Annotated in this window: 16 protein-coding genes; 6 read left to right on the top strand and 10 right to left on the bottom strand. The window is 40.8% G+C overall.

Going from position 1 to position 23,846, the window contains the following annotated elements:
* Positions 1–4 precede the first annotated feature (4 nt).
* The 4 genes from BM161_RS11615 to BM161_RS11600 all read right to left on the bottom strand — a co-directional run bounded on the left by BM161_RS11615 (position 5) and on the right by BM161_RS11600 (position 5,261).
* Positions 5–1,078: an efflux RND transporter periplasmic adaptor subunit gene (locus tag BM161_RS11615; RefSeq protein WP_074932890.1), complete on the bottom strand. Its 1,074-nt coding sequence runs from the start codon at positions 1,076–1,078 to the stop codon at positions 5–7.
* On the bottom strand, positions 1,075–2,529 hold the full coding sequence (locus BM161_RS11610) for a TolC family protein (protein ID WP_074932889.1): 1,455 nt from the start codon (positions 2,527–2,529) through the stop codon (positions 1,075–1,077). Before BM161_RS11610 ends, BM161_RS11615 begins: the two co-directional genes overlap by 4 nt.
* Positions 2,530–2,637: 108 nt before the next feature.
* Complete coding sequence (locus BM161_RS11605; protein ID WP_074933027.1) at positions 2,638–3,819, bottom strand: TraB/GumN family protein; 1,182 nt, start codon at positions 3,817–3,819, stop codon at positions 2,638–2,640.
* Positions 3,816–5,261 (bottom strand): tetratricopeptide repeat protein, encoded by a 1,446-nt coding sequence (locus tag BM161_RS11600; RefSeq protein ID WP_074932887.1) that lies wholly within the window; start codon positions 5,259–5,261, stop codon positions 3,816–3,818. Before BM161_RS11600 ends, BM161_RS11605 begins: the two co-directional genes overlap by 4 nt.
* Positions 5,262–5,322: 61 nt before the next feature.
* On the opposite strand from BM161_RS11600, the gene BM161_RS11595 reads away from it, so the two are divergent.
* A complete protein-coding gene (locus BM161_RS11595) occupies positions 5,323–7,155 on the top strand; it encodes a hypothetical protein (RefSeq protein ID WP_074932884.1) in 1,833 nt (610 codons plus the stop codon).
* Positions 7,156–7,209: 54 nt separating this feature from the next.
* Here BM161_RS11595 and BM161_RS11590 read toward each other — a convergent pair whose 3' ends face one another.
* On the bottom strand, positions 7,210–9,321 hold the full coding sequence (locus tag BM161_RS11590; RefSeq protein WP_074932882.1) for a SpoIIE family protein phosphatase: 2,112 nt from the start codon (positions 9,319–9,321) through the stop codon (positions 7,210–7,212).
* A 58-nt stretch (positions 9,322–9,379) separates the two neighbouring features.
* Positions 9,380–11,422 (bottom strand): DEAD/DEAH box helicase, encoded by a 2,043-nt coding sequence (locus BM161_RS11585; RefSeq protein ID WP_074932881.1) that lies wholly within the window; start codon positions 11,420–11,422, stop codon positions 9,380–9,382.
* A gap of 312 nt (positions 11,423–11,734) precedes the next feature.
* Between BM161_RS11585 and BM161_RS11580 the strand changes: the two genes are divergently transcribed.
* The 3 genes from BM161_RS11580 to ispF are packed head-to-tail and all read left to right on the top strand — an operon-like array spanning position 11,735 to position 13,581.
* Positions 11,735–12,403: a CarD family transcriptional regulator gene (locus tag BM161_RS11580; RefSeq protein ID WP_074932879.1), complete on the top strand. Its 669-nt coding sequence runs from the start codon at positions 11,735–11,737 to the stop codon at positions 12,401–12,403.
* A complete protein-coding gene (locus tag BM161_RS11575; RefSeq protein ID WP_244882826.1) occupies positions 12,378–13,106 on the top strand; it encodes an IspD/TarI family cytidylyltransferase in 729 nt (242 codons plus the stop codon). The genes BM161_RS11580 and BM161_RS11575 overlap by 26 nt, the downstream gene beginning before the upstream one ends.
* Positions 13,102–13,581, top strand: a complete 480-nt coding sequence (gene ispF, locus BM161_RS11570) for a 2-C-methyl-D-erythritol 2,4-cyclodiphosphate synthase (RefSeq protein WP_177206243.1) — start codon at positions 13,102–13,104, stop codon at positions 13,579–13,581. Before BM161_RS11575 ends, ispF begins: the two co-directional genes overlap by 5 nt.
* An 86-nt stretch (positions 13,582–13,667) precedes the next feature.
* On the opposite strand, the gene BM161_RS11565 is transcribed toward ispF, so the two are convergent.
* The 4 genes from BM161_RS11565 to BM161_RS11550 all read right to left on the bottom strand — a co-directional run bounded on the left by BM161_RS11565 (position 13,668) and on the right by BM161_RS11550 (position 21,301).
* Positions 13,668–18,413, bottom strand: coding sequence for a SpiroCoCo family coiled-coil protein (locus BM161_RS11565; protein ID WP_074932873.1), 4,746 nt, complete (start codon positions 18,411–18,413; stop codon positions 13,668–13,670).
* A 27-nt stretch (positions 18,414–18,440) separates the two neighbouring features.
* Positions 18,441–19,145, bottom strand: a complete 705-nt coding sequence (locus BM161_RS11560) for an HAD family hydrolase (RefSeq protein ID WP_074932871.1) — start codon at positions 19,143–19,145, stop codon at positions 18,441–18,443.
* A gap of 347 nt (positions 19,146–19,492) precedes the next feature.
* Positions 19,493–20,179, bottom strand: coding sequence for a hypothetical protein (locus BM161_RS11555; protein WP_074932870.1), 687 nt, complete (start codon positions 20,177–20,179; stop codon positions 19,493–19,495).
* Positions 20,180–20,266: 87 nt separating this feature from the next.
* Positions 20,267–21,301 carry a glycosyltransferase family 4 protein gene (locus BM161_RS11550; RefSeq protein ID WP_074932869.1) on the bottom strand — a complete coding sequence of 345 codons (1,035 nt, stop codon included), beginning with the start codon at positions 21,299–21,301 and terminating at the stop codon, positions 20,267–20,269.
* 150 nt (positions 21,302–21,451) lie between these two features.
* Here BM161_RS11550 and BM161_RS11545 point away from each other — a divergent pair, with 150 nt between their 5' ends.
* Together BM161_RS11545 and BM161_RS11540 are read left to right on the top strand one after the other, a co-directional pair.
* Positions 21,452–23,515: a tRNA uridine-5-carboxymethylaminomethyl modification enzyme MnmG/GidA gene (locus BM161_RS11545; protein WP_074932867.1), complete on the top strand. Its 2,064-nt coding sequence runs from the start codon at positions 21,452–21,454 to the stop codon at positions 23,513–23,515.
* A gap of 70 nt (positions 23,516–23,585) precedes the next feature.
* Positions 23,586–23,846 (top strand): transposase (locus BM161_RS11540; protein ID WP_143090556.1); only part of this gene is annotated, 261 nt, incomplete at its 3' end.

Genomic DNA, 23,846 nt, shown 5'->3' with positions numbered 1-23,846 from the left:
TCGCTTAGAATGGGCCACCGCCAGGGAATCCGCCGCCTGGCATTCCACCGCCGCTACCGTTACTACGGTTGCTGCCAGAGTTGCCGCTCGACGTACCACCGGGCATTCCGCTTCTGTTTCTGTTGAAGCCAGACATCTTAGGTGTAGACTGCTGTAAAAGAACTTCGCCGCCTTCAAGACCTTCCAGAACCTTTACGTATTCTGAACCGTAAGGCTGAACCTTTACAGACTTTTTCTGTTCACCTTTAGCAAGTACCACATAAGGCTCTTTGTTTTCATAACCGATTGCATAGCGCGAAACAACAACGTATTCCTCGGTTGGACTGATTTCAATTTTACCGGTGAAAGAGAAGTTTGGAAGAATCTCTTCAGGATAATCATCAATTCTAAGCTTTACCTTTACAACAGTTGCACCGCGGGAAGTAACTTCACCAATTGCAGGCCAGCCTGTTACATAACCCTTTACAGTTTCTGAACTATAAGCAGGGAAGGTAAAGTTTACAGTCTGTCCAACTTGGAGTTTAGAAACATCAGTTTCTGTAACTTCAACCTCGGCTGTAAGATAATCAATGTTTACAAGAGTACCTACAGTATCTTTAGCTTCAAGAGAGTCGCCTACGGCAACATCTAAATCTGCAATAATTCCATCAAAAGTAGCAGTAACCTTGCGGTCTTCAACTTTCTGCAGCAGCGAATTCCGCTCCGTCTCCAGCAGTCTAAGCTCGCGAGCCGAGGCGGTGAGCTTCTTAGTAGCCATCGTATATTCCTGCTTTTCGAGGTTATAAAGCTGCTCCGAGTCGTCCAACTGAATGATCACGTCGCCTTTCTTAACCTTGTCGCCGGCCTTTACGTAAACCGCAGTTACCGTACCCGCACTACGCGCCTGGAGAGTCTGCTCCTGAGCCGCAGCAACCGTTCCCGAGATTTCAATTACGTTTTCATAGGTCTCTACGTTGGCCGTATAGAAAACCTTCTCGTTACTCTTCGAACTCAAAAGTGTTTTTAATACAACAAGTCCAATTCCAATAACTGCAATAACAGCAGCGCAGATAATTATAATCTTAATCTTTTTTTTCATTGTGTTACCTCTAAATCATTTGGAATAAAGTTCATTACAACATCATCGTTATACATAATCAGTTCAATCTGATTCATAACCTTTTTAAGGATGTACGAGTTCAGATTAGTTTTAGCAGAAAGATATTCGCTCTCACTTGTAAAGCCCTGCTTGTACATAGAAGCCATATCCTTTTCGAGCTCTTCATACATCAAAAGATTCTGCTCGATTGTTTTCTGTTCCCATAAAAGTGAGTCCAGCTTCTGCTGAGTTTCTACAACCTTTGTTTCGTATTCAGTTTCTGCAGTTTCAATTGCAAGAAGTTCCTGTTCTTCTGTAAGAGCGTCCTGCTTTTTACTAATGCTGTTTTTGCGGAAAGTATTTGGAGTAAGGCTCATGCTTAAAGTGATGGCAGGGTAGTTTGATTCTCCTCCAACCGGCATGCTCACTCCTGCTCCAAGCGAAAGTCCTCCGATAGTTCCAGATAAGCCTGCGTCTACAGTGTCAGATTTTGTAGTTGAATTATCGATTGTGTAACCGGCAGAAGCAGAAAGTGAATAGCTCTTGTTTGTGCTGCGCTCCATGCTGTTGATTTTATATGTCCATTTTGCGCTTTCGATAGAACTGTAGTTTTCTTTCTCAAAGTCCAGAATGTTGAGAGGTGTTCCAGCTTCAATATCAGAAGGGACAAGGCTCATAAGATCTGTGTTCTCATCAATCTGAATGTCATAACCGCATTTCTTATAGAAGACAACACAGTCGTGAATCAAAGTGTGGAGACTGCTTTCAATTTCATGTTCGTTTGTGATTACCTTGAGTTCTGCCTTGCGGTAGGTAGAAGAAGTTTTTGAGTAGCCCTGAACCTTTACAGATTCAAAATCAATTTTGTCGCTGTAAAGCTGTTCCTGTTTACTCATAATTGAATTGATTGAATTAAGCAGCTGCTTGAGCTGGGTGTAAAAGTCTTTTTCAGCAGAAAGAACGCTTTTTCCAAGTTTGCGTTCTGCTTCAATTACAGAGCGTTCTGCTTTTAAGAGTGAAATCTTGTTTGAAAGATTTGAAGTCGAAATAATATCAACTCCAAGTGAAACAGAAGTATCAGAAACCTTTGTGTCATCCTGAGTAGAGTTTACGCTGGTCTGAACTTCTGCAGAAAGATTTGATGCCTGTGGAAGTTTTGCCTTAAGAGATGGCTTTGCAGAAATATTTGAGCCGTCTTCTGTAAGTTTAATTGTTACGTTGCCGCTTGCAAGAGTTATGTCAAAGCCCTTGTCAATTTTTGTTGAATCATACGAAAGCTGTGCCTTTTTTGCTGCAATGGCAAGATTCTTTAATTCTGAATCATTTTCAATATATGAAAGCAGTAGCTGTGTGGTGTCTGGAAGAGAAACTGTGTCCGAGACCGTTTCTGCAAAGATTCCAGAGAAGAGTGCACACATAGCTGTAATAATCAGAAGTTTTCTTTTTCCCATTTCAATTTCTCCTGTCGTTACATATAATAAAACGGAAATTGAAAAAAAAGGAAACAGCTTTCAGGTGTTTATAAGAATAGTCTTAGGAACTCTTATTTTTCTCTAATACTAATGGATATTATTTAAGATGCTGATGATATCTGCACCGCCAATAAAGGTTCCGATTGTACTTCCGATTGACGAAAGAATAAAAACCAGAAGAGTTCTGAGAATTCTGTTTTTATAGAAGCCCTTAAAGTTCACATCATCCTGCAGAGTTTCCATATCACTTACCTTTGGCTTGCACACTGTTGCCTGAACAATGGCGGTACAGAAACCAATTCCAATAAATGGACAAAGAGAAGTAAATGGAGCACCAATAAAGCCAACCAGAATTGCAATAGGATGTCCGAAGGCAATTGCAGTAAAGATTGCGGCAGGAATAGCATTCCACAGGAACCAGGTTGAAAGAATCTGTGTTCCAGCATGAACACCGCCGTAAATAAAGCCTGCAACAATAAGTCCAATAATACAAGCTGGAATTAAGAAGGCAAAAATCTTTCCTGCAATTCCAGGTTTTGGAAGGGTAGCAAGCTCTTTTACATTTGAACTTGCCTGATCGTTTCCAAGCTTTTCAAGATAAGCCTGAACTCCAGGAAGGTGACCTGCACCAAGAACAGCAACAATATTGTTACCTTCTGAATCCCAGATTTTTGATGCAAGATAACGGTCTCGTTCATCAATCAAAACTTCTTTGATTACAGGCATATATTCTGAAAGTTCATCCATCATGGAATCCATTTCATTTCGTTCTTTAAGCTTTTCAATCTCGTTAGGATCTACTTCTTCATTGCTGAAGGCACTTGCAAAGAGGGTAGCAAGAAGCTTGCATTTTCCCAAGAAGGTATTTTTACCCCAGGCTCTTTTAAGTGTAATCTGAATAGGGCGGTCTACGAGGGTACAGGCAATTTTATTTTCTTCTGCTGCGTTCATAGCAGCAATCATTTCATCACCTGGTTTTACACCGGCATTAAGACCCATTCTGCGCTGGTATGATGACAGAATAAGATTTGCGAGAAGGAGAAAGCCTTCCTTACGCTTAAGAATCTTTACCAGGTCTAACTGACTGTAGCGTGAAGGATTTTTGATGGATTCTGCACGCTTTTCATCGAGCTCTACGGCAACGCAGTCCGGTTTTATATTTTTAATAGTTTCTTTTACTTCTTCAACACTTTCTTTTGAAACGTGCGCTGTTCCTACAAGAGTTATCTTGCGGCCATTAAAATCCAGCTGTATCTGAGTCTGGCTCATTGCATCAATCCCCATTCGGCAATCCTGTATTCAAAGAACATAGGAGCCTTCATACTTGTAACTTTTGCATAGTATTCTCTTGCGAGATCCTCTGCGTTGTTCAACTCATAATAAAGTCCCATGTAGAATAGCATTTTACCGCGGTTGTTGCTATTAGTTTCTTTTGTAATTTTTTGAATAACATTTGATTCAGCATTTCTGTTGTAGTTATCGTTGTAGAAGCGAACCAGAGCATATTCGTTTGAATTAGAATCAAGCTTCTTGAGCTGAGCGGCAAGAACCTTTTTAGCTTCAAGAGGTTTGTTCAGTTTGAAGTAGCAGGCTGCAATCATAAGTGTGTAAGCATAGCTTGGACTGAACTCATAAGTTTTTGTGAAGTATCTGATTGCGTTTTCATAATTCTTTGCACGGTATTCAAGAATTGCAGTTGATTCGTATGCGTAGAAATATTTTGGATTTGTCTCAATTACCTTGCGGTAGTTTTCAAGAGCTTCATCCCACTTTTCAAGGTCATCATAGTTTCCGGCAAGATATGCATAAGCAAGGAAGTAAGAAGGATCAAGTTCTACAGCCTTTTTCCATGCATTTGCTGCATCATCAAATTTTCCCTGATAGCGAAGGTATGTACCATAATCCATCCAGTAATCATAATTTACAGGGTCCTGCTTAATTGCCTGCTGAATGAATTTTGTAGCACGAAGATAGTTCTGCTCTTCATAAGCAAGCTTTCCCATATAGGCGAGGGCAGCAGGGTTTTCAGGATCTTTATCAAGAATCTTAAGGAAGTTTTCAGAAGCAGTTTTAATGTCGTCTGTGTAGTAAGACATCTGGGCATAACCAAAGAGAGCGTCTAAGTTTTCTGGATCTCCGCGAAGAGCCTTTTTGTATGAGTCGCGGGCAAGCTTGTATTTTTTATTTACAGCATATTCTTCCGCCTTCTGAATATTTACAGATGGGTTATATGGATCTGCTGCAAGGATTTTATCTGTTGCTTCTTTATAGGCTTTTTTATCGCCCTTTGCTTTTGTACACATTGAGATAAGCTCAAGTGCATCCATGTTTTCCGGATCAACTACAAGAATCTCATTTGCAACTGTGATTGCGTTGTCGTACTGTGCATCTGAATAATAAAGGGCACCAAGAAGATTCTTGAGTTCAAGGTCGTCTTTTAATGAGGATGGAATTGAATCAAAGTGAGCGATTGCGCCTTTTGTGTCTCCCTTATCAAGAAGCACCTGAAGCTGCTTTACAAATTTTACATTTGGCGGATCTTCCGGTTCCTTCTTTTTAGTCTCTTTTTTAGGCTCGGTTTTTGTGACTTCCGGCTTAGGTTCGCTATCTGCCTTTGGGGCTGTAGCACAGCTGGTAACGAAAACTGAGGTAGCAAGAAGGGCTCCTGCAGCAAGAATCAGCAAAATCTTTGACTTATTTTCCTTAATCATTCTTTTTACTTTCCTTTATATAGTTGAAATTAACCGAATCATTGGCTAAACTATTAATACAATGAGCATTCGGATATTAAAAAAAGCATTAGGACTGCTTATTGTCGATATCGTTATAATCATCGGCATTTTTGTCCTGCAATTTAGAACAGATTCCACAATTATCAAAAAAATCGGAAATCTTCAGATTACCCTCGAAACTCTGGACGAGCAGTCAGGTGTAATTACTTATAAGAACAAAGCTAGAATCTCCTATAATGGTATTAATTTTGTATTTGATGACCAGAATCCGGTCTATATCAAGAAAGACGGCTCAGACATGCCGGTTCAGCTTAAGGACGTAGATCAGAAAGACCCTCTTTCTATTACTTTAAACTTCTCAGAGGGTGTTAAAGTTACGTACGAAATTGCTTCAGAAGATGCTTCTGCTTCCCTCGCTATTTTAGCCGAATTGCCAGACGGAATATCTGATTTCTCAATGCCATACAGTTATTCTTCTAATATGAGTATTCAGAAAGCCGAAAAAGACAGCCTTGTACTTGCAGGAAAACGCAATGCCTGGGAGTTTTCAAGCCATTATATTGATGCCGGCCGCTTTGACTTTACACAGCGCAATTATATGGCAACATACTCTATCTATGATGCTAACCAGAAGTTCAGCTTTGATGATATTATGAACGAGCAGATTGCAACTTCAGAAGAGTTTGCAAAGACAATTGCTCAGTTTAAGCGCACACTCATCAATGCCTTTGATACTAATAACGTTGAGTCAAATATTACAGAACAGGTTGCAGTTTCTTACATTGCTGCACAGGCAGAAAACAGCGGCTATTCTCGTGCTATTGAAAATGTTCCAGACAGCATTAGAAAGAGCAAACAGAGAACCTACCTTTCTGCTCCATACTTCAACACTCTTGAAGATATGAATACAAACCTTGAAAAGGCAATGAAAGATTACGAAAAGCGCATTACCGACAGTGCAGACAAGGGAACTTTTGATCTGTTTACAGTTCATAAGATTTCAGATTTCATTTACCTGCACCAGAACCCAGAAACTGTTAAGAAGCTTTTGTACAATGCTGCAATTGCAGAACCAGAAAACCTTACAATTGCTCAGATTTCTGGAATTCTTCAGGTTTATGTTGATCTTACTCAGCTTGCTCCTTCTTATGCAGCAATTCTTGAGCCTATACTTGAACCTGGAATTGAGCGCATTACAGAAGCCTGTAAGTTTGAAGGAAATATCCTTACAATTTCAGAAAACGATACCTTCCTTTCAGTTAATCAGGCTGTAGAAACTGGTATTGCACTGCTGCGTTACGGAAGACTCATTGATAATGAAACTTACAGAAAAGCAGGTTATGCAATTGTAAACTCTTATCTTGCAGAAAGCTCTTCATTTGATTTACGTACTCTCAGTAACATCTATCCTGTTATTGCATTCGGTAATGAGTTCTACCCTCATTTTGCAAAGATTTCTGATGAGAATGGTAAGAAGGTTTGGGCATGGACTTGTGCAAAAAATATTAAGCTTGAAAAGTCTGCAGATGAATATAATTTTGATATTGATTTCCCTAATGGCGATACTCATTACATTATTATTAAGGGTATTCCACAGTTCAATTCAATTTATATTTATGATATGGCCTTCCGTACAGACCCACGCTTTGAAACTTATAACTCTTCGGGTTATGTATATAAGAAGTCTACAGAAACCTTGCTGTTGAAGTCTCGCCATAAGGCACAGAACGAAAAGGTAAAACTTGTTTACAGAGAAACAAGACCTGCTCCAGCCCCTGTAGTTGAGACAGCTCCAGCTCCAGTGGTAGAAGATACTGAAACACCAGCAGTTGAGGCCGAAGATACAGAGAGTTCTGAAGAGAGTGTAGAGTAAGCCTTAAGAAAGATTGTCGGTCTCTGAGCGGAGTCGAATGGCCGGCAATGATAATTAGATTTCTTCGATATAATCTTTTGGATTTACACGTTTAAGAACGATGAGTGTAATATCATCTGTAAGCTTTTCTTTGCCAACAAAGTCCGAGAACTTGTCCATAATGCGGTTCATAAGCATTATGGCACTCTCATTATGATATTCTTCAATTATTCTGATAATTCTTTCTTTTGAAAAATCTTTTCCTTCGCTGTTAATGCAGTCGGTAAGTCCGTCTGTGTAGCAGACAATAATATCATCTTTTTCTGCACGGAAGCTCATTGGAGGGAACGATACATCAAGTCCTTCTACACCAAGAATACCATACTGCTTTTCTGTATCCTGCTTTAATTCAATTACCTTGTTTTCTGCGGCTTTGTAAAGCAGCGGATAAGGATGACCGGCGTTTGCAAACTCAACACTACAGATATCTTTTTTATTGAACTCGCTGAAGCGGAAAAGAAGACCAGTAATATAGTTTTCAACATTTACCTTTTCTTTTATGTAAGACTGGTTGATATCTTTAAGTACGTTGGAGATAGACTCATTCTGTCCAATTCCGGTTATAAAATGCTGACTGATAATACTCTTTGCAAGAATTGTCATAAGACCGGCAGGAATACCATGGCCCGAAACATCAAAAATACCAATACCGTCTAAGAAACCGTCTGTAAAGTAGTAGTCGTAAAGGTCGCCGGAAACGTTATTGTCTAACGCAGTGTAGGAAATTGAAAGATCCCAGCCACGGAATGAACGGTTTTTAATTGGCAGGAAGTTCTTTTGTACATGAGCTACAGTTTCCAGACCTTTTGAAAGTACGAAGTTAGCCTCAGAAAGTTCTTTTGTACGGATTGCAACTACCTCTTCCAGGTGAGTATTAAAATCAGAAAGCTGATTTTTAAGCTGGGTGTTGTGACTGTACATGTTTCCAAAGTTGAAAAGAAGATTTCCAAGGAAGAGATAAATTGTACACTGCCAGCCGTAAATTGTTAAATAAGGCAGATTAGGTGCAAGGCCCACAACCTTGAAAAATAAATCTAAAATGAGTCCTACAATTACAGGTGTAAAACCCAGAAGCATTGAATAAACAGTTTTTCTGCGTTGTTTATCACGTATTGCCATAATGATTCGCGGAATACTGAAACAGAACTGGCTTAAGCTTGAAATAATAAGGAAGGGTATAAACTTTGGAATTACAAGATAACTTGAAATTGTGAAAGTAGTTATCATTGGAACAACATAAAGACACAAACGGATAATCATAATTCTTTTTGAGTCTTTATATCCAAGATATGAAATTATAAATGAGTTGGCAAAATAAATAGTTGTAAAGGCCCCTGAGAAGAAGAAAAACTTGAGCATTGCAAAATAAGAAAGGAATGCAGGTTTTGCCCAGGAGATTTCTGAAATAAAGTTTGGTAAAAGGAACTGAATTGTAAAGAAGTTCAGCAGGGCATAAAACAGATATACATTTGCATTTCCAAATTTTCGCATTACAAAATAAAGGAAAAGATACATAAAGAAAATCAAAATCATTACGCCGGCAAAGGCCACAATAATTTTTGAATTAAAGAAGTTTCCTTTTTCTGCGGCATGGAAAATGTCCGGCTGCTCACCTATAAAGACTTTAGTTGAAATGCTTCCGAATGAACCCGGCCAAACCTGAATCATGATGGTATTTATACCAGTCTGATTTACAATGTTTTTCGGGAACATAAAATACTGGGTGTCGTAGCCGGCAGTATTTTCCTGTGGCGGGAATTCACCATATTTACGGATACCGCTGTTATTGAAGAAGAGAAGGTCTGCAGAGCGAAGGTGACCAATGTAAAGACCAATATCTTTGTCGCGTAGTTCTTCTGGAATTATGAAGTTTATTTTAAGCCATAAAACACTGTTTTCATCTGTTACAAGCGAGGTAAGCTTATTCATCTGCTTGTGTTCAAGAAACTTAAAATCTCCAATTCTGGTTATAACCCTTCCATAAGGTTCTTTTATATCTGCTTCTATGTAATAGATGAAGTTTGAAACGTCATAGCGAAAATATTTTTGTTTTTTACTGCAGGAAGTAAAACTTAGAGTGAGAAAAAAAATAAAGATGATATATACCAAAAATGAACGACGTTTCATCGCATTATATAGTATATATCATCTTTAAGAAAAATGATATTAAAAAGATGTAGGAAAATTAAAAGCGTTCAGCCTTTTTTCCAGACTTTTTATACAAAGAAGCGCTGTTTTTTCTTGAAGAAGAGCGTTCTGTCTGGGCATGAACGTTAGGCTTATTACCTTTTGCATTCAGGCGGCCGCGTGGTGCTCTTTCAGACTTTGAAGAGTCCCGTCTTCCACGTGCAGGACGGTCGGAACGTTCTGAGCGGTCGCTATAGCTGTCAAAATCTGATTTACGTGAACGGCGTGAACCACGGCCTTCTTCCTTATCATCATAGTGCATATGAGGTACTTTCTTGTTGCTTTTAGAAAGTTCAATAGCTTTCCGGGCAGAGGCAACTGGAAGGCTTACAAGAGAGAACTGCTGAGCTACGTCGATGTCGTCTACAAGGCGTCCTGGAATGTGGAGAAGCTCGCTGAAGTAGTCTGCAATTTCTTTTGCATGATATCCGTCGCGTTTACCAAGAGAAACAAAGATACGTTTCTGATCGCCACGTGGGGCAGAAGAAATTGTATTGATTTTTCCGTAGTGCTTTGGAGAAAGCTGGTCGCCGTATACAGTTGAAAGAACTCCGGCAAGTACCTGCTGTGCATCCTGTCCTTCGCAGAGTGCTGCAGCGAGATCTGTGAAGAGAGGAGTGAGGAGTTCGGACTTTACGGTTGCTCCGGTGGTTGAGCTTGTCGAAACTACCGCTGTGTCGGATGTGGTGTTTAGGTCTTCACTAGATACGGTGGTTGAGCCTGTCGAAACTACCGCAGCTGTCTCTTCATTAAGTTCAACCTTTGTATTAAAAAGCTTTTCTTTAAGCTCTTTTATAACGCGTTCGTTCTTTACGTTGAGAACTTCGTTTACGCTTGGAATCTTTCCTTCTGTAAAGTCGCTCTTTGTGGCCTTCTTAATGTTCTTTGAAAGGAAGCCGAGCTTGCGGCGTTCTTCCGGACGAACGAATGTAACAGCGATTCCTTCTGTTCCGGCGCGGCCTGTACGACCAATGCGGTGAACGTAAGTTGCAGTATCAAATGGAAGAGAGTAGTTTACAACGTGAGAAACGCCCTTGATGTCGATACCACGGGCAGCAACGTCTGTTGCTACGAGAATGCGTGTCTTTTTCATGCGGAATCGTTCAAGAACTTTCTCGCGCTGGTTCTGCATGATGTCTCCGTGAAGGGCTGCGGCTTCATAACCACGAAGATCGAGCTCGCGGGTAACACGGTCTGCATCTGATTTTGTCATAGTGAATACAAGACCGTAGAAATCTGGAGAAATGTCGATGAGGCGAACAAGAGCTTCAATCTTTTCGCTTTCTTTTACAACCCAGTATTTCTGATCGATGAGGAGTGCTTCGTCAATTACATTTTCCTCTTCGATAATGTCGTACTCGCCCATAAAGTCGCCGGCAATCTTGAGGATTGGGGCAGGCATAGTTGCACTGAAAAGAAGGATGCGGCAGTCTGGATTAGCGTGACGGAAAATCTCTTCGATGTCGTCAATAAAGCCCATGTCCAGCATCTCATCACCTTCATCAAGAATGAAGTATTTGATTTTGCTGAGATCGAGAGTTTTGCGGTCGATGTGGTCTTTAATACGTCCCGGTGTTCCAACTACAACTTCACAGCCACGCTTAAGGTCTTTAATCTGAGCAGCATAAGAAGCGCCGCCGTAAAGAACAGTTGTGCGAGGATATTCAGAGGTAGAAAAAGACTGCATCTCTGTGCAAGTCTGCATTGCAAGTTCACGTGTAGGTTCAAGAATCAAAGCTTCAACATGATTTGATTTACCGCGTACGTTCTGAATAATAGGTAATCCAAAAGCGGCAGTTTTTCCAGTACCAGTGCGGGCACGCGCAATGAGGTTAGTATCCCCAGTAAGAAGGCGCGGAATAGCAAGCACCTGAATTGGAGAAGGAGTAACAAAGCCTTTTTTCTCAACGGCTTTCAATGTGTATTCATCAAGTCCTAAATCTTCAAAAGTAACAGTGTCTGGAGTTTCGTTTTCGATTTTTTCGTCAGTGAATGTCGAGTCTGCAGTCTGATCTGCAGTGTTTTCAATAAAATCTGTCATATAAGTTCAGATAATATACAAGAAATAGTAAAGAATTGCAACAAACTGCAAGGTTTTCAAATGAATTAATAAAGGAACCTGATTTATTAAGATTTGAGTAAAATTTGGCGCGAAGGAGCAGATTTGCGGGGCAAAATGACTTTGTTTGTGGCAGCCGCGAGAGCGGCTGTATAATGGTTTCCATACCACAAACAACGTCAAGCGCATTATTGCGCGTTTTTGACCTGCAAATATGCGACTGGGAGCCAATTATACGATTAATTTTTTTATACAATTTGAATTTCCTCTTTTTTTATGATATAATAGAAATATATGGCACAAAAATTTAAGATTAACCAGAAAGTGGTTTACCCAAGTCAGGGCGTAGGAATTGTAAAGGAAGTTTTTGAAAAGACATTTAAAGATCAGACAACCCTTTACTACAAGATTTATATTGAAGCCTCTGACATGGTTGTTATGGTTCCGGTTGAAAACGCAGAGAACCTTGGTATCCGCCAGATTGTTTCGGCTAAGGAAGCACAGGAAGCACTTAATCTTCTTTCAGATGATTTTGAACCAATCACTTCAGACTGGAAACTCCGCTATCAGATGAACCTTGACCTTCTTAAGAAGGGTACAGTAAAAGATATCGCAACTATTGTTCGCTGTCTTTATAACAGAAGTAAGGTAAAAGAGCTCCCAATTCTTGAGCGCAAACTTTATGATTCAGCAAAGAAACTTCTTGAAGATGAAATTGCTTATGCACTTGGAAAATCTTCAAAGGATATTGAAGCAGAGATTCATACAAAGCTTGAACCACCTGGAGCAACTCCAAAAATCAAACATACAATGATTCTTGATGATGATGAAGATGATGATTTGATGGATGATATTTCGGAAGGAAATAACAGACGCAGCTCAGATGATTCTGATGATGAAGATGATTCAGCTGACGATATGGGTGCGGATGAAGATTTTGACGACGAAGACGATTCATTCTAAGATTGCAATTATCATTACTGCGGCCGGTTCTTCTACAAGAATTGGCAGCGGTATAAAAAAAGAATATCTTCCTTATAAAAACGGCACAGTCCTTTCGGTCTGTGCCCAAGCTTTTTTAAATGCACTTGCCGGCGAAAAGGGAATTGAGATAACTGACTTTATTGTGACCTGCCCGGCAGGCGGAATTGAAGAATGCATTAAAGCGCTCGGTGATGTTGCTCCGGAAGTAAGAATTACGGAGGGGGCGGAGACACGGCAGAAATCTGTTTACCACGGGCTGCTTGCGGTCACAGGCCAGCCGGATATAGTTCTTATTCATGATGGGGCAAGGCCTTTTGTGAGCCGGGATGTTATTATGAATGCGCTTGAAGCAGCGATTGAGTTTGGCGCTTCGGTTCCGGGAATTACTCCAACTGATACTCAAAAAGAAATTGACGGGGAAGGCTTTATTACCCGCCACCTTATTCGCAGTAATCTGACTGCGGTTCAGACGCCGCAATGTTTTGAGTTTGCAAAACTGCTCGAGGCTCACGGCCGCGCTGCTACGGACGACCGCGAATACACCGACGACACAGAAATCTGGGGTGCCTACTGCGGCCGTGTTCGAGTTACGCCCGGAGATGTAAACAATATAAAAATTACGTATCCCGCAGATCTGGAGATCCTGAATCGAGTTCAGGATGACGGAGGACTTTGTGATTAGAGTTGGACTTGGTTACGATCTTCACCGCCTCGTTGAAGGCCGCCGACTTATTCTTGGTGGTGTTGAGTTTGATTTTGAAAAAGGGGAGGACGGCCATTCTGATGGTGACGTTCTTCTTCACGCGATAACTGATGCACTACTTGGAGCGGCAGGGCTTGGAGATATCGGTTCGTATTTTCCGCCGGAAGACGCAAAGTGGAAAGATGCAAACTCTGCTGACCTGCTTCGCGCAGTGTGGAAAGATGTCCGCGCTGCCGGCTGGGAGCTTGTAAACCTCGACTGTGTAATTAAACTCGAAAAGCCTAAGTTTCTTTCGCGCCGCGGCGAAGTAATTGAGAGCATCGCGGCCATACTTGGCGTGGATAAATCTCAGGTGTTTGTTAAAGCAAAAACCGGCGAGAAACTCCCGCCGGTTGGTACAAGTGAAGCCGTTGAGGCTCAGGTGGTTTGTCTGCTTGAAAACTACGGTGGTTGAGTAGGCGAAGCCGTATCGAAACTACCGTAGAACTTCGTAAATGTGGTTTCGATACGCCCTTTGGGCTACTCAACCACCGGAATTGTTTACTCAGGAAGTTGAAGTATCAAATCAACTTCATTCTCTGTAAGATCAAGGCGCTTTGCAATATCGCTGATTGTCCAGCCCTGGCGCTTAAGCTGTCTTACGCTGTCGCTTGTCTGAGGGTTGAGTGTAGTTCCCTTCTTTGAAGGACTCTTTGTGCGTTCCTGCTGTGTAATGCCTTGAAGAACCTTAAACTTCTTATCTACTTCACGATTCATTGTATCAAGATTAAGCTCTACCTGTTTAATACCTGTCTGTACAGAGTTAAGTGCTTCAATACGCTTTTCTGTATCAGAAATAATTGAATCCAGATCTTCAAGTCTTCCAACAGCAGTTGAAAGTTTTGGACCGCTTGCCAGAATCTTATCAACATTATTCTGAACTTCCTTAATCTCTTGTGGAAGAGAAACAGCCTGACGGTTACAGTTTGTGAGTCTCTGTTCAAGATCCTTAAGTTTTTCAAACTGAGAATCAACATCTGTTTTGATGCGGTTGATAACTTCATCTTTTTTCTCAAGGCGTTCGTACTGTTCAGAAACACGCTGAAGGTTGTCGTTGTAATTGCGTACTGCAACTTCCATAGACTGAAGATCATCAGAAGTTGTATTCAAAGACTGAATGCGTTCATCGATTGTGTTTGAAAGAGCGAGCATTTTGTTGAACTGCTGCTCAAGACCAACTACACGATTCTTCTGTGCTTCCATTCCGGAAAGCTGGCGGTTAATGTCTTCGTTAATCTTAAGAATTGAATTGTACTGAATGTTCATTTTGTCTGCAGTGTCAGAGTAGCCCTTGAGTTTTGTAAATGCACTGTTCAATTCAGAAACGTTTGCTTCAAGCTGGCGGCGCATCTTGTCTGCAGTTTCGTAATTCTGAATGTTAGACTTAACATCCTGTAATTCCTTTTCTATATCACCGAGGCGGGTCTGAATAAGGTTTGCATTGTCCTGCATCTTGAGAGTAAAGGCAGACTGGTTTGCAGCATTTCTGTCTTCTGCTTCCTTGATGTCTTTCTTGAATGCATCTGTTCTTTCTTTTGCAGCTGCATCCTGTTCTTCAAGACGAGCCTTTGCCTCTTCAAGCATCTTCTTGTACATACTGCCCATCTGATTCAGAATTGTCTTAGACTTTTCCTCGTATTCTTTGATAGAAGTTCCGGTCTTGTTTTCAAGATCTGCAATTTTGTCGTTGAGTTCATTGTGCTGATTCTGAACGGCAATTGCATAATCATTCATATTCTGGAGCAGCTTCTGTGCTTCTTCATTAATCTTATCATCAGACTGTGCCTTGAACTTTTCAAGGTCTGTATTGAAGATTGTGGTTGTATCTTCAAACTGAGTTTTGAGCTGCTGCTTCCAGGTATTGAATTCTGCAAGGGCTGCATCAATTGAAGATGAACCTGTTTCCTGTCTTGTCTTAATAGACTCTTCAAAGAGCTTAAGGTCTCCAAGAAGTTCTTCCTGAAGTTTAGAAAGGGTAGTCTGTACAAGCTCCTTGTTGTTTTCAATCTCTTTCTTAAGGGCGTCTTCAGAAGCCTTTGTAAGAGAATTGATAGAGTTGTCTGTGTCGCTCTTGAAGCGGTTTACAAAGTCCTGGATATCTTTGATTGAATCCTGCATGTCATTCTTTGTACGCTCAATTGAAGCGGCAACCTTTGTGTACTGATCAGAAGCTCTTGTCTGGAGGCCTTCAATATTTGTCTTGAATTCATCAAGATATTTAGCCTCAAGTTTCTTACGGTTGTCTTCGTAAGTATTTGAGATTTTTGTAAGCTTTGTATCAAGGTCGCTCTTCCATTCAGAAAGTTCAGAATCAATCTGATTGCTCTTTGTTGAGAGTGTCTGATTAAACTCTGTTTCAAACTCCTGAATCTTAGCACTCATGCTGCCTGTTGCAGTTTCTTTGAGGCTGTCGAGAGAGCGGTTGATTTCTGTAATCTTAGATTCAATTTCTTCAGAATCTTCCTTGATTGTGTTACTGAATTCTTCATGCTTCTGCTTCTGATTTGTGGTGAAGGTATCAAAGTCGCGGAGAACTCTGTTCTGAACTTCGGCCATGGCAGCCTTGAGGCTCTTTTCAAGAGTATCAATATCATTTTCAGAAACCTGAATCTGAGAGAGCTTATACTCAATATCCTTTTTGTAAGCATTGAGCTGGCTGTCAACATTTTCAAGAATATTAAGATGTTTAACTTCACTTTCAGAAACTGCCTTGCGTACAGAATCTGTAATGATTTTTGTAAGGCTTTCGAGTCGTGTATCTGTTTCGTTCTGGAAGTTGTCGAGTTTTGCAGTTGTATCACCCTTAAAGCCTTCAATCTGACGGTCGGCTTCGCTCTGGAATGCTTCGATTTTTGCCGTTGTGTCACCCTTATAGCTTTCAATCTGACGGTCGGCCTCATTCTGGAATGCTTCAATCTTTGCAGTTGCATCTCCCTTGAAGTCTTCAATCTGTTTTCCGGCTTCATTCTGGAAAGCTTCAATTCTTGCAGTAGTAGCACTCTGGAATTCTTTGAGCTGTTTGCCAGTTTCGTCCTGGTACTCTTCCAGCTGCTTATCAGATTCTTTCTGGAAGGCTTCAATCTTTGCAGTTGTAGAACTCTGATAGCTGTCAATTTTGCGCTCTGTTTCGCTCTGGAAATCACCAAACTTACTTGCATTTTCAGTTTTAATGTATTCAAGCTTCTGCTGAGATTCATTCTGAATAGTTTTGATTGTCTGTTCAGTTTCGCTCTGCAGAGTTTCAATAGTCTGTTCTGTCTTAGTCTGGAACTCTTTAATCTTTGCGCCAGTTTCAGAAAGAATTTCCTGAATCTTACTTTCTGTTGCATTCTGAAGTCTTTCAAGCTTTTCAATTGTTTCGCTCTGAACGCTGTCCAGACTTGTGTTCATCTGACTGATCTTTTCTTCAAGTTCAGGCTTAAGTTCTGCGGCCTTGCGTTCAGCTTCATCACACTGAACCTTGATTGACTGCACAGAAGCTTCGGCGTTCTGAACCGAAGTTGTTGCCTCTGCTGCAACCTGCTGAAGTGTCTGTGTGAGTTTTTCCTGCATATCAGAAATTTCTGTCTGAAGGGATGTAGAGCGTTCATTACACTGACGCAGGCTTGTATCCAGCTGAGTGCGAAGATTTTCAATTCTTGCCTTGTAGTCTTCTTCAGTATTTGAAAGTTCTTCTATGCGGTTTCCAAATACGTTCTGAAGTCCATCAATCTGCTGTGAGTATTCATCCTGCAAAGATTCAAAACGTCCAAGGTATTCTTCTTTGATTTTTGTGTATTCTGAATTATAGATTTCGTTAAGGCTCTGAATTTGTTCGTCCTGAGAGCTCTTAAGTTCATTAAGCTTTCTGTCGTTTGCACTCTGAGATTCGTTGATTGCATCAGCAAAATCCTGAATAAGTTTCTGATGTTCATCTGCAAACTTTTTGTGTTCTTCAACAAAGAGGCGGTTGAATTCATTTACCTTATTGTTGTTAGTTGCAGTTGCATTTTCAAATGCTGCGGTATAAGAGTCCTGGAACTTCTTAAAGTCGGCAGTAAATTTTTCTGAGAGAGCAGAGTAGTTACCATCGTTTTTCTTCTGAATGCTTTCCATCTGCTTTGTATATTCAGCTTCAAGCTTGTTGCTGTCTTCGTTAAAGCGTGCCTGGATTTTTCCAATAATACCATCGTTGCGGCCACCAATTGATTCAAGCTGCTGTGTGTATTTTGTCTGAAGTGCGTCCACTTTTCCGGCAAAGGCTTCTGAAAGCTGTCCAAGTTTTTCGTTGAACTTTTCGTTAAGCTTTATGATATTTGCCTTTGCGTCTGTAATAAGTTTATTTTCAGATTCTTTGTAAGAAGCAGTTGCGGCTGCAGTCTTATCATCAAACATTTTGATAAGTTCTTTTTCTTTTGATTCAAGTTCTGAATGAATGATACCGGTTCTGTTAGTAATATCATTTCTGATGGCGAGAGTCTGTTTTTCAAGTTCACTCTGAAGTGAAGCTGTCTGTGCGCTGAGCTCTTTAAGATATTTATCTGTTCTCTGCTGAGCCTGTTCGCTAAGATGTTCAAAGGCAGTGTTTTCAAGTTTCTCTGCACTGGCTGCAGCTTCGTTATATGCTTCCTGAATGCTCTGTTTGATTTCGCCGAGAGCCTTTTCTGCTTCTCCCTGAGAAGCTTTAATGTCTGCAGTAAGTTTTGCGGCACGGCTTTCATAATTTTCAAGAAGGGTAGTGCCAACAGCCTTAAGCTGCTCTGCATTCTTTGCAGAAAATTCCTTTGAAATTTCTGGAATCTTTTTTTCGATAGAAACAATCTGAGCCTGCTGCTTTGAAAGTTTTCCATCGAGGGTAGAAATTACACCGCTTTCCTTATGAAGGCGTTCAAGATTCTCTTCAACCTGGGCGGTCATATCATTGAGTTCTCCGAGAATCTTAGAGTAAGCGTCTATCTGTGACTTGATGTTTTTTACAGCATTGATGCTCTGATCAAAAGTCTGCATCTTAGAATTAAAATCTTCGTTCTGCTGCTTTAAGAGTTTTACGGCTGCATTTGCCTGTGTCTGCTGAGCATTAAAATCTGAGATAATTGTGTTGAATCTGGTCTGAATCTTTCCAAAAGCTTCGTTCAGTTCATTAGTTTTCTTGTTCGCAAATTTGTTGATTCGTTCCAGAGGATCATCTTTTTTACTAAGCATACGGAAGTATAAAGACACTCCCATTGAAATGACTGTAGAAAAGAGAATTGCGATTACGATTTCCATTTTTTATCCCCACCCAATTTTTTTATATTAATCCGACTTGTTTGTCTGATCATTAAAGAACCAGTTAGAAAGCTGGTTATAATGCCAGAACGTAAAGTCTGCTATTTTTGATTTTTTACCTATCCAGCCAGAATGCGGAAGAATAAGCCATGCTGTTTTCATACCTGCATTATGTGCACCCTGAATATCGTATTTGTGATTGTTGCCCACATAAAGAATCTGCTCCGGCGGAAGGTTAAATTCTTCCGCAAGTTTTCTAAACGGAGTTGGATCCGGCTTGAGAGCACCGGCTTCTTCTGAGCCAAGAACTACATCACATAATTCACGTACACCCCAGATCTCACCCTTTTGTTCTGGAGGAAAATCAGAAAGAAGACCAAGTTTATAGCCTTTGTCTTTAAGTTTATGAATAAAGTCCAAAGCACCGTCGCAAGGCTTAATGTTTACAAAATATTTTTCGAGTCCCTTGTAGATGATTTTTTCAAGGCGCTCTTCAGCTTCTTCTGGAGAACAGTTGAGCTTTTTAGCCATGTGAGCGGCCTGAATTTTTGTGAATTCAGAGGTAGCAGCGGTCCTGTGCATAATGTTGCGAACAAGCCCGTATTTTAAGAAGAAGAAAGAATGAAACAGAAAGTAAGGCGCAATGCGAAGATTAAATCTCCATGCTCTGTATAGAGTACCATCGATGTCAAAAGCTACAGCCTTTATCTGCGTTAAATCAACATTATTCACCTTTCTATTATAACATATTATAGAAAAAACGTATATATAAAAAAATACCCGCTCACAAAACAGGGCTTCCGCATCATAAAGACGTAAAACGTGAACATTGGCTCCCAGTCGCGTATTTGCATGTCAAAAACGCGCAATAATGCGCTTGACGTTGTGTGTGGTAAAGTAACTATATTACCTGCCGCTCACGCGGCAGCCACACACAAAGTCATTTTGCCACGCAACTCCGCTCCTTCGCGCCAAAATATTCGTAAATCTTTATAATGCGGAAGCCCTGCGTAAATAAAAAAAGCCGTCATTGAGAATGACGACTTTTAGATGCTGAAACGAGTTCAGCATGACAGGGGTTATTTTGCAGTCTGGAAGTTAACAAAGTTGTAATTGATAGCAATTGATTCAGTTGCGTCATAAGGAATTCTTACATAAGCATGACATCTGCCTTTATCAAGCTTGTTTGCTATTCGTTTAATTTCTGTACCGTTAATTTTAAGAACAAGTTCTTCGCCTTCTGTATAGAAAAGAACATCATTCTCTTCGCCTTCTTTTTTAATAGCGTTGTTTACGATATTTTGATATTCGCCATTTACAGATAGAAGTGTTTCAGCGTGTCCGCTTAATTTTTCATATAAAATATAAGAGTTTTGCCAGAGTGTTAATCTATAATAAGAATTTGTATTATCACTCGAATCACCAGACTCAAGGAAAAGAATACCATATTCAGAATCTGTAAATTTTGCTTGTTTAAGTTTTACATTAACACCGTATATTTTATCGCTTGAAATAGGTAAAGATAGAAGTTGAACTTTGTTTGTAGGGATTTGAAGTGTAGTTGGATCATCACATTTGTATGATATTGTATTGTTTTTTAGAGTCCAGCCATTTTGATTATAATCATTATAATAAGTAACTGAACTACTCCATGTTCCAGGAAGTTTTTCTCCTTCATCTCCGCTGTTTGCGGCTGGGTTTGAACATCCTGTGAATACTAAAGCTGCTGCGAGAAGAACAGCTGAGATTGTTAATAATTTTTTCATTGTCTACTCCTTTTTTTTGTGACTTTTTTTGAAAATATTATTAAAATCATACCCCCCCCCATCTACATCTGTCAAGTATTATTTTAACTAATACGTCATTGCGGATTTTGTGTAGTTTATGAATTTTTCTTCGTACTGCTTTTTTCCAAAGTTTTGGATGGTTTTTGAGGCTATTTCAGCTTTTTGGGTGTGCCAGGTTTTATAGAGTCTGATAATTTCTTCAACGGTTTTTGAAATGTCGGAAAAATCGTGGCGAAGGCAGAAAGCAAAATCTTTTATTTCATCTGGAATTGCAAAATCGGTTCCAATTACGCTGAGACCCGATGCGAGTGCTTCCATTGTAGACATTGAAAAACCTTCGTAGTTTGTCGGGAAAATAAGAACATCACCGGCGCGGTAGAAATCTGGCATCTGTTCTACGCCGAGGCCTGAAACAATCTTTGTATTATTAAGTCCCTCAAAAAAATGATATGCGTCTTTTGTGTTAGAAGCGATTGTAAATTTTATCTGATATGGACCTTTAAAATCTTCTATATATTTAGAAAATTCTATGAGCTTTGGAAGACCTTTTCGTTCATCAAGTGAGCCGGAGAAAAGCACGTTGATTATTTTGTTATCTTCGCTGCCAGCATTGCTTTCTTCCTTTGGAAAAAAGACCTCTTCATTTACAAAATTATTCAGAACTTCAATTTTATTAGGATTGATTTTATAGTAGCTTTCGAGTTCGTTTTTGCAGTTAATACTTACGGCAAGAATCTTTTTTGCTTTGCGGGCGCTTACTTTTTCCATAAAGGCGGTGATGCCTGCGGCGCCTCCAACTGTAGTGTGAAGCTTTGCTCCGGCCATTGTTCCATGATGAATAGAAAGCTCTGCGGGATACAAAAAACAGTGCCAGGAATTGGCAATAACAATCTTATTGCGGATAAAACAAAGCTTAAGACTGAGCAGAACCGGCCAGATAAGGTTACCGATTTTTCCCGGCATAAGTTTTCCGCGGGTGAGCACCTGTACGTTATCAAAATGGTCGGTAAGGATTTCGTTCAAATACCAGCTTACACGTTCAACTCCGCCTTTGTTGCCAATGCCATTCAGAGAAACCAGGATGATTTTTTTGCCGTTCATAAGATGAATTATATAGAAATTGATTATAATTGTACAAGGTTTACATTTCAGATATAATCGTGAAAACGTCATCCCGAACTTGTTTCGGGATCTGTTATTATAGATGCTGAAACAAGTTCAGCATGACGGCTTATTGAAAGGAACTTTCTGATGCCTGGATTTTATGATTATTATGATGTGGCTGTTGTAGGAGCCGGCCACGCGGGAATTGAAGCGGGACTTGCCTGTGCCCGTATGGGATTAAAAACTGTACTTATTACCCAAACTCCTGATGCTATTGCCCGCATGAGCTGTAACCCTTCTATTGGTGGAATTGCAAAAGGAAACATTGTCCGCGAAATTGATGCTCTTGGCGGCCAGATGGCCAAATTGATTGATAAATCTATGATTCAGTTCCGCATGCTCAATAAGAGCCGTGGACCTGCAGTTCAGGCACCTCGTTCTCAGGCCGATAAGATTACCTATTCTCAGCTTGCCCGTAAAACCTGTGAAACAACTGAAAATCTTTATACATTAATGGATACCGTTATTGATATCCTGACAACTGCCTCTACAACACCGCTTCCTCCAAACAGCGACTCTGCTGCAGAAAAGGGAACTATCCCGGGAGAGTTCCGTGGAGACGGACGCACAGAAGCTGCAAAGAGCGGAATGCGTCAAAAGGTAACCGGCGTTGTTACAGAGCGCGGCCGCATTATTCCGGTTCGCTCTGTTGTTCTTACAACAGGTACCTTCCTTGGTGGCCGTATTTTTATTGGTGAATATGATGCTCCTTGCGGACGTGTAGGGGAGCCTGCAGCATACGGACTTACAGAAAGCCTTCACAGACTCGGCTTTACAACAGGTCGTCTTAAGACAGGAACCCCACCGCGCATTCTCCGCAAAACCGTAGACTTCAGCAAACTCGACGAACAGCCGGGCGACACAGAAGTTATTCCTTTCAGTTTTGAAACCGAACGGGTAGAGCGCCCATTAGTAAACTGCCATATCGTATATACAAACGAAGAAACTCATAAAATCATCCGCGACAACATTGGCCGCTCACCGCTTTATTCTGGTAAAATCAGCGGTATTGGCCCTCGCTACTGTCCAAGCATAGAAGATAAGGTTATGCGCTTTGCAGAACGCGACCGCCATCAGATTTTCGTTGAGCCGGAAGGTCTTGAAACTGATGAGATTTATCTGAACGGACTTTCTTCAAGTCTTCCTGAATGTGTTCAGGATGCCTTTATGCGCACAATGCATGGATTTGAAAATGCCGTACAGAGCCGCCCGGGCTATGCCGTAGAGTATGACTTTGTTGAACCTACCCAGCTTTATCCTTCTCTGGAGACTAAACGTGTTGCAGGCCTTTTTAATGCCGGTCAGATTAACGGAACTTCCGGCTACGAAGAAGCTGCCGGACAGGGACTTATTGCCGGAATGAACGCAGGTCTTTATGCACGTGAGCACATTAAGCTTTGCGGACCTCTTGCAGAAATTCCTCATACACTTAACGGTGTTGCTTCAAGTACAGAGACAGGTGCTTTCCGTCCTAAGGCAGATATGACAAACGAAGAAAAAGCAAAGTTTGCCGAAATCTCAGAACGCGAAACTCACCAGCTCAACGACTACGAGCGCGGTGTTCAGAAAAATGCCGGCTTTGACAAGTTCGACGTAATTCCAGAGTTTGAGCCTGTAATTCTTGGCCGCGACGAAGCGTACATCGGTGTACTTATTGATGACCTTGTAACTCTCGGAACAAAAGAGCCATACCGTATGTTTACAGCCCGCGCCGAATACCGCTTAAAGCTCCGCCACGACACAGCAGACCGCCGCCTTGCAAAATATGCCTTCCGCTGCGGCCTTAAGACTCAGGCTCAGTTTGATGCAGTAAACGAAAAATATGCACGCCTCTCAGAAATTGAAGCTCTGCTTCTTAAAAAGCCTGATATGGAAAACCCTGGCTACCCTGAAGCAGACTGGGAAATGGCAAAGATTGACGCTAAGTATAAGTACTATATTGAAAAGCAGGATAAGCGAGTAGAAAAGCTTCATAAGATGGAGAATGCCCGCATTCCTGCAGACTTTGATTATGGCAGCATTCCGTCACTTTCTGCAGAGAGCCGCAACAAGCTCGAAGCAATCCGCCCGGTAACACTCGGTCAGGCAAACCGCATCAGCGGAATCCGTAATAGTGATATTATGCTGCTAATGGTATATTTGAAGCGCTAGATCCCCGGGTCAAGTGAAGTGCACCCCTAAAGTTGGACAAATAAAGTTCACTTTAGGAGGTGCTTTTTTTATGTCCAAATACTCAGAAGAGTTCAAACTAAAGATTGTCTTAGACTATATTGAAGAACATATAAGTCCAGAACAACAAGAAAAAGCATATGGAGTAAGTTCAAGTCAAATTAGACAGTGGATTGCCCAGTACAAATTAAATGGAAAATTTACAAAACCAACCCGACATTTTAGCGGAGAATTTAAGCTAAAAGTGCTAAACTATCAACAAGAGCATAATCTTTCAAATTTACAGGTTGCATTGCTTTTCGGTATTACAAAT

This window comes from Treponema bryantii (genome assembly GCF_900113965.1).
GTDB classification, from domain to species: Bacteria; Spirochaetota; Spirochaetia; order Treponematales; family Treponemataceae; genus Treponema_D; species Treponema_D bryantii_A.
Note: the sequence above shows the minus strand (reverse complement) of the source record. Positions and strands in the feature narration are given on the sequence as shown.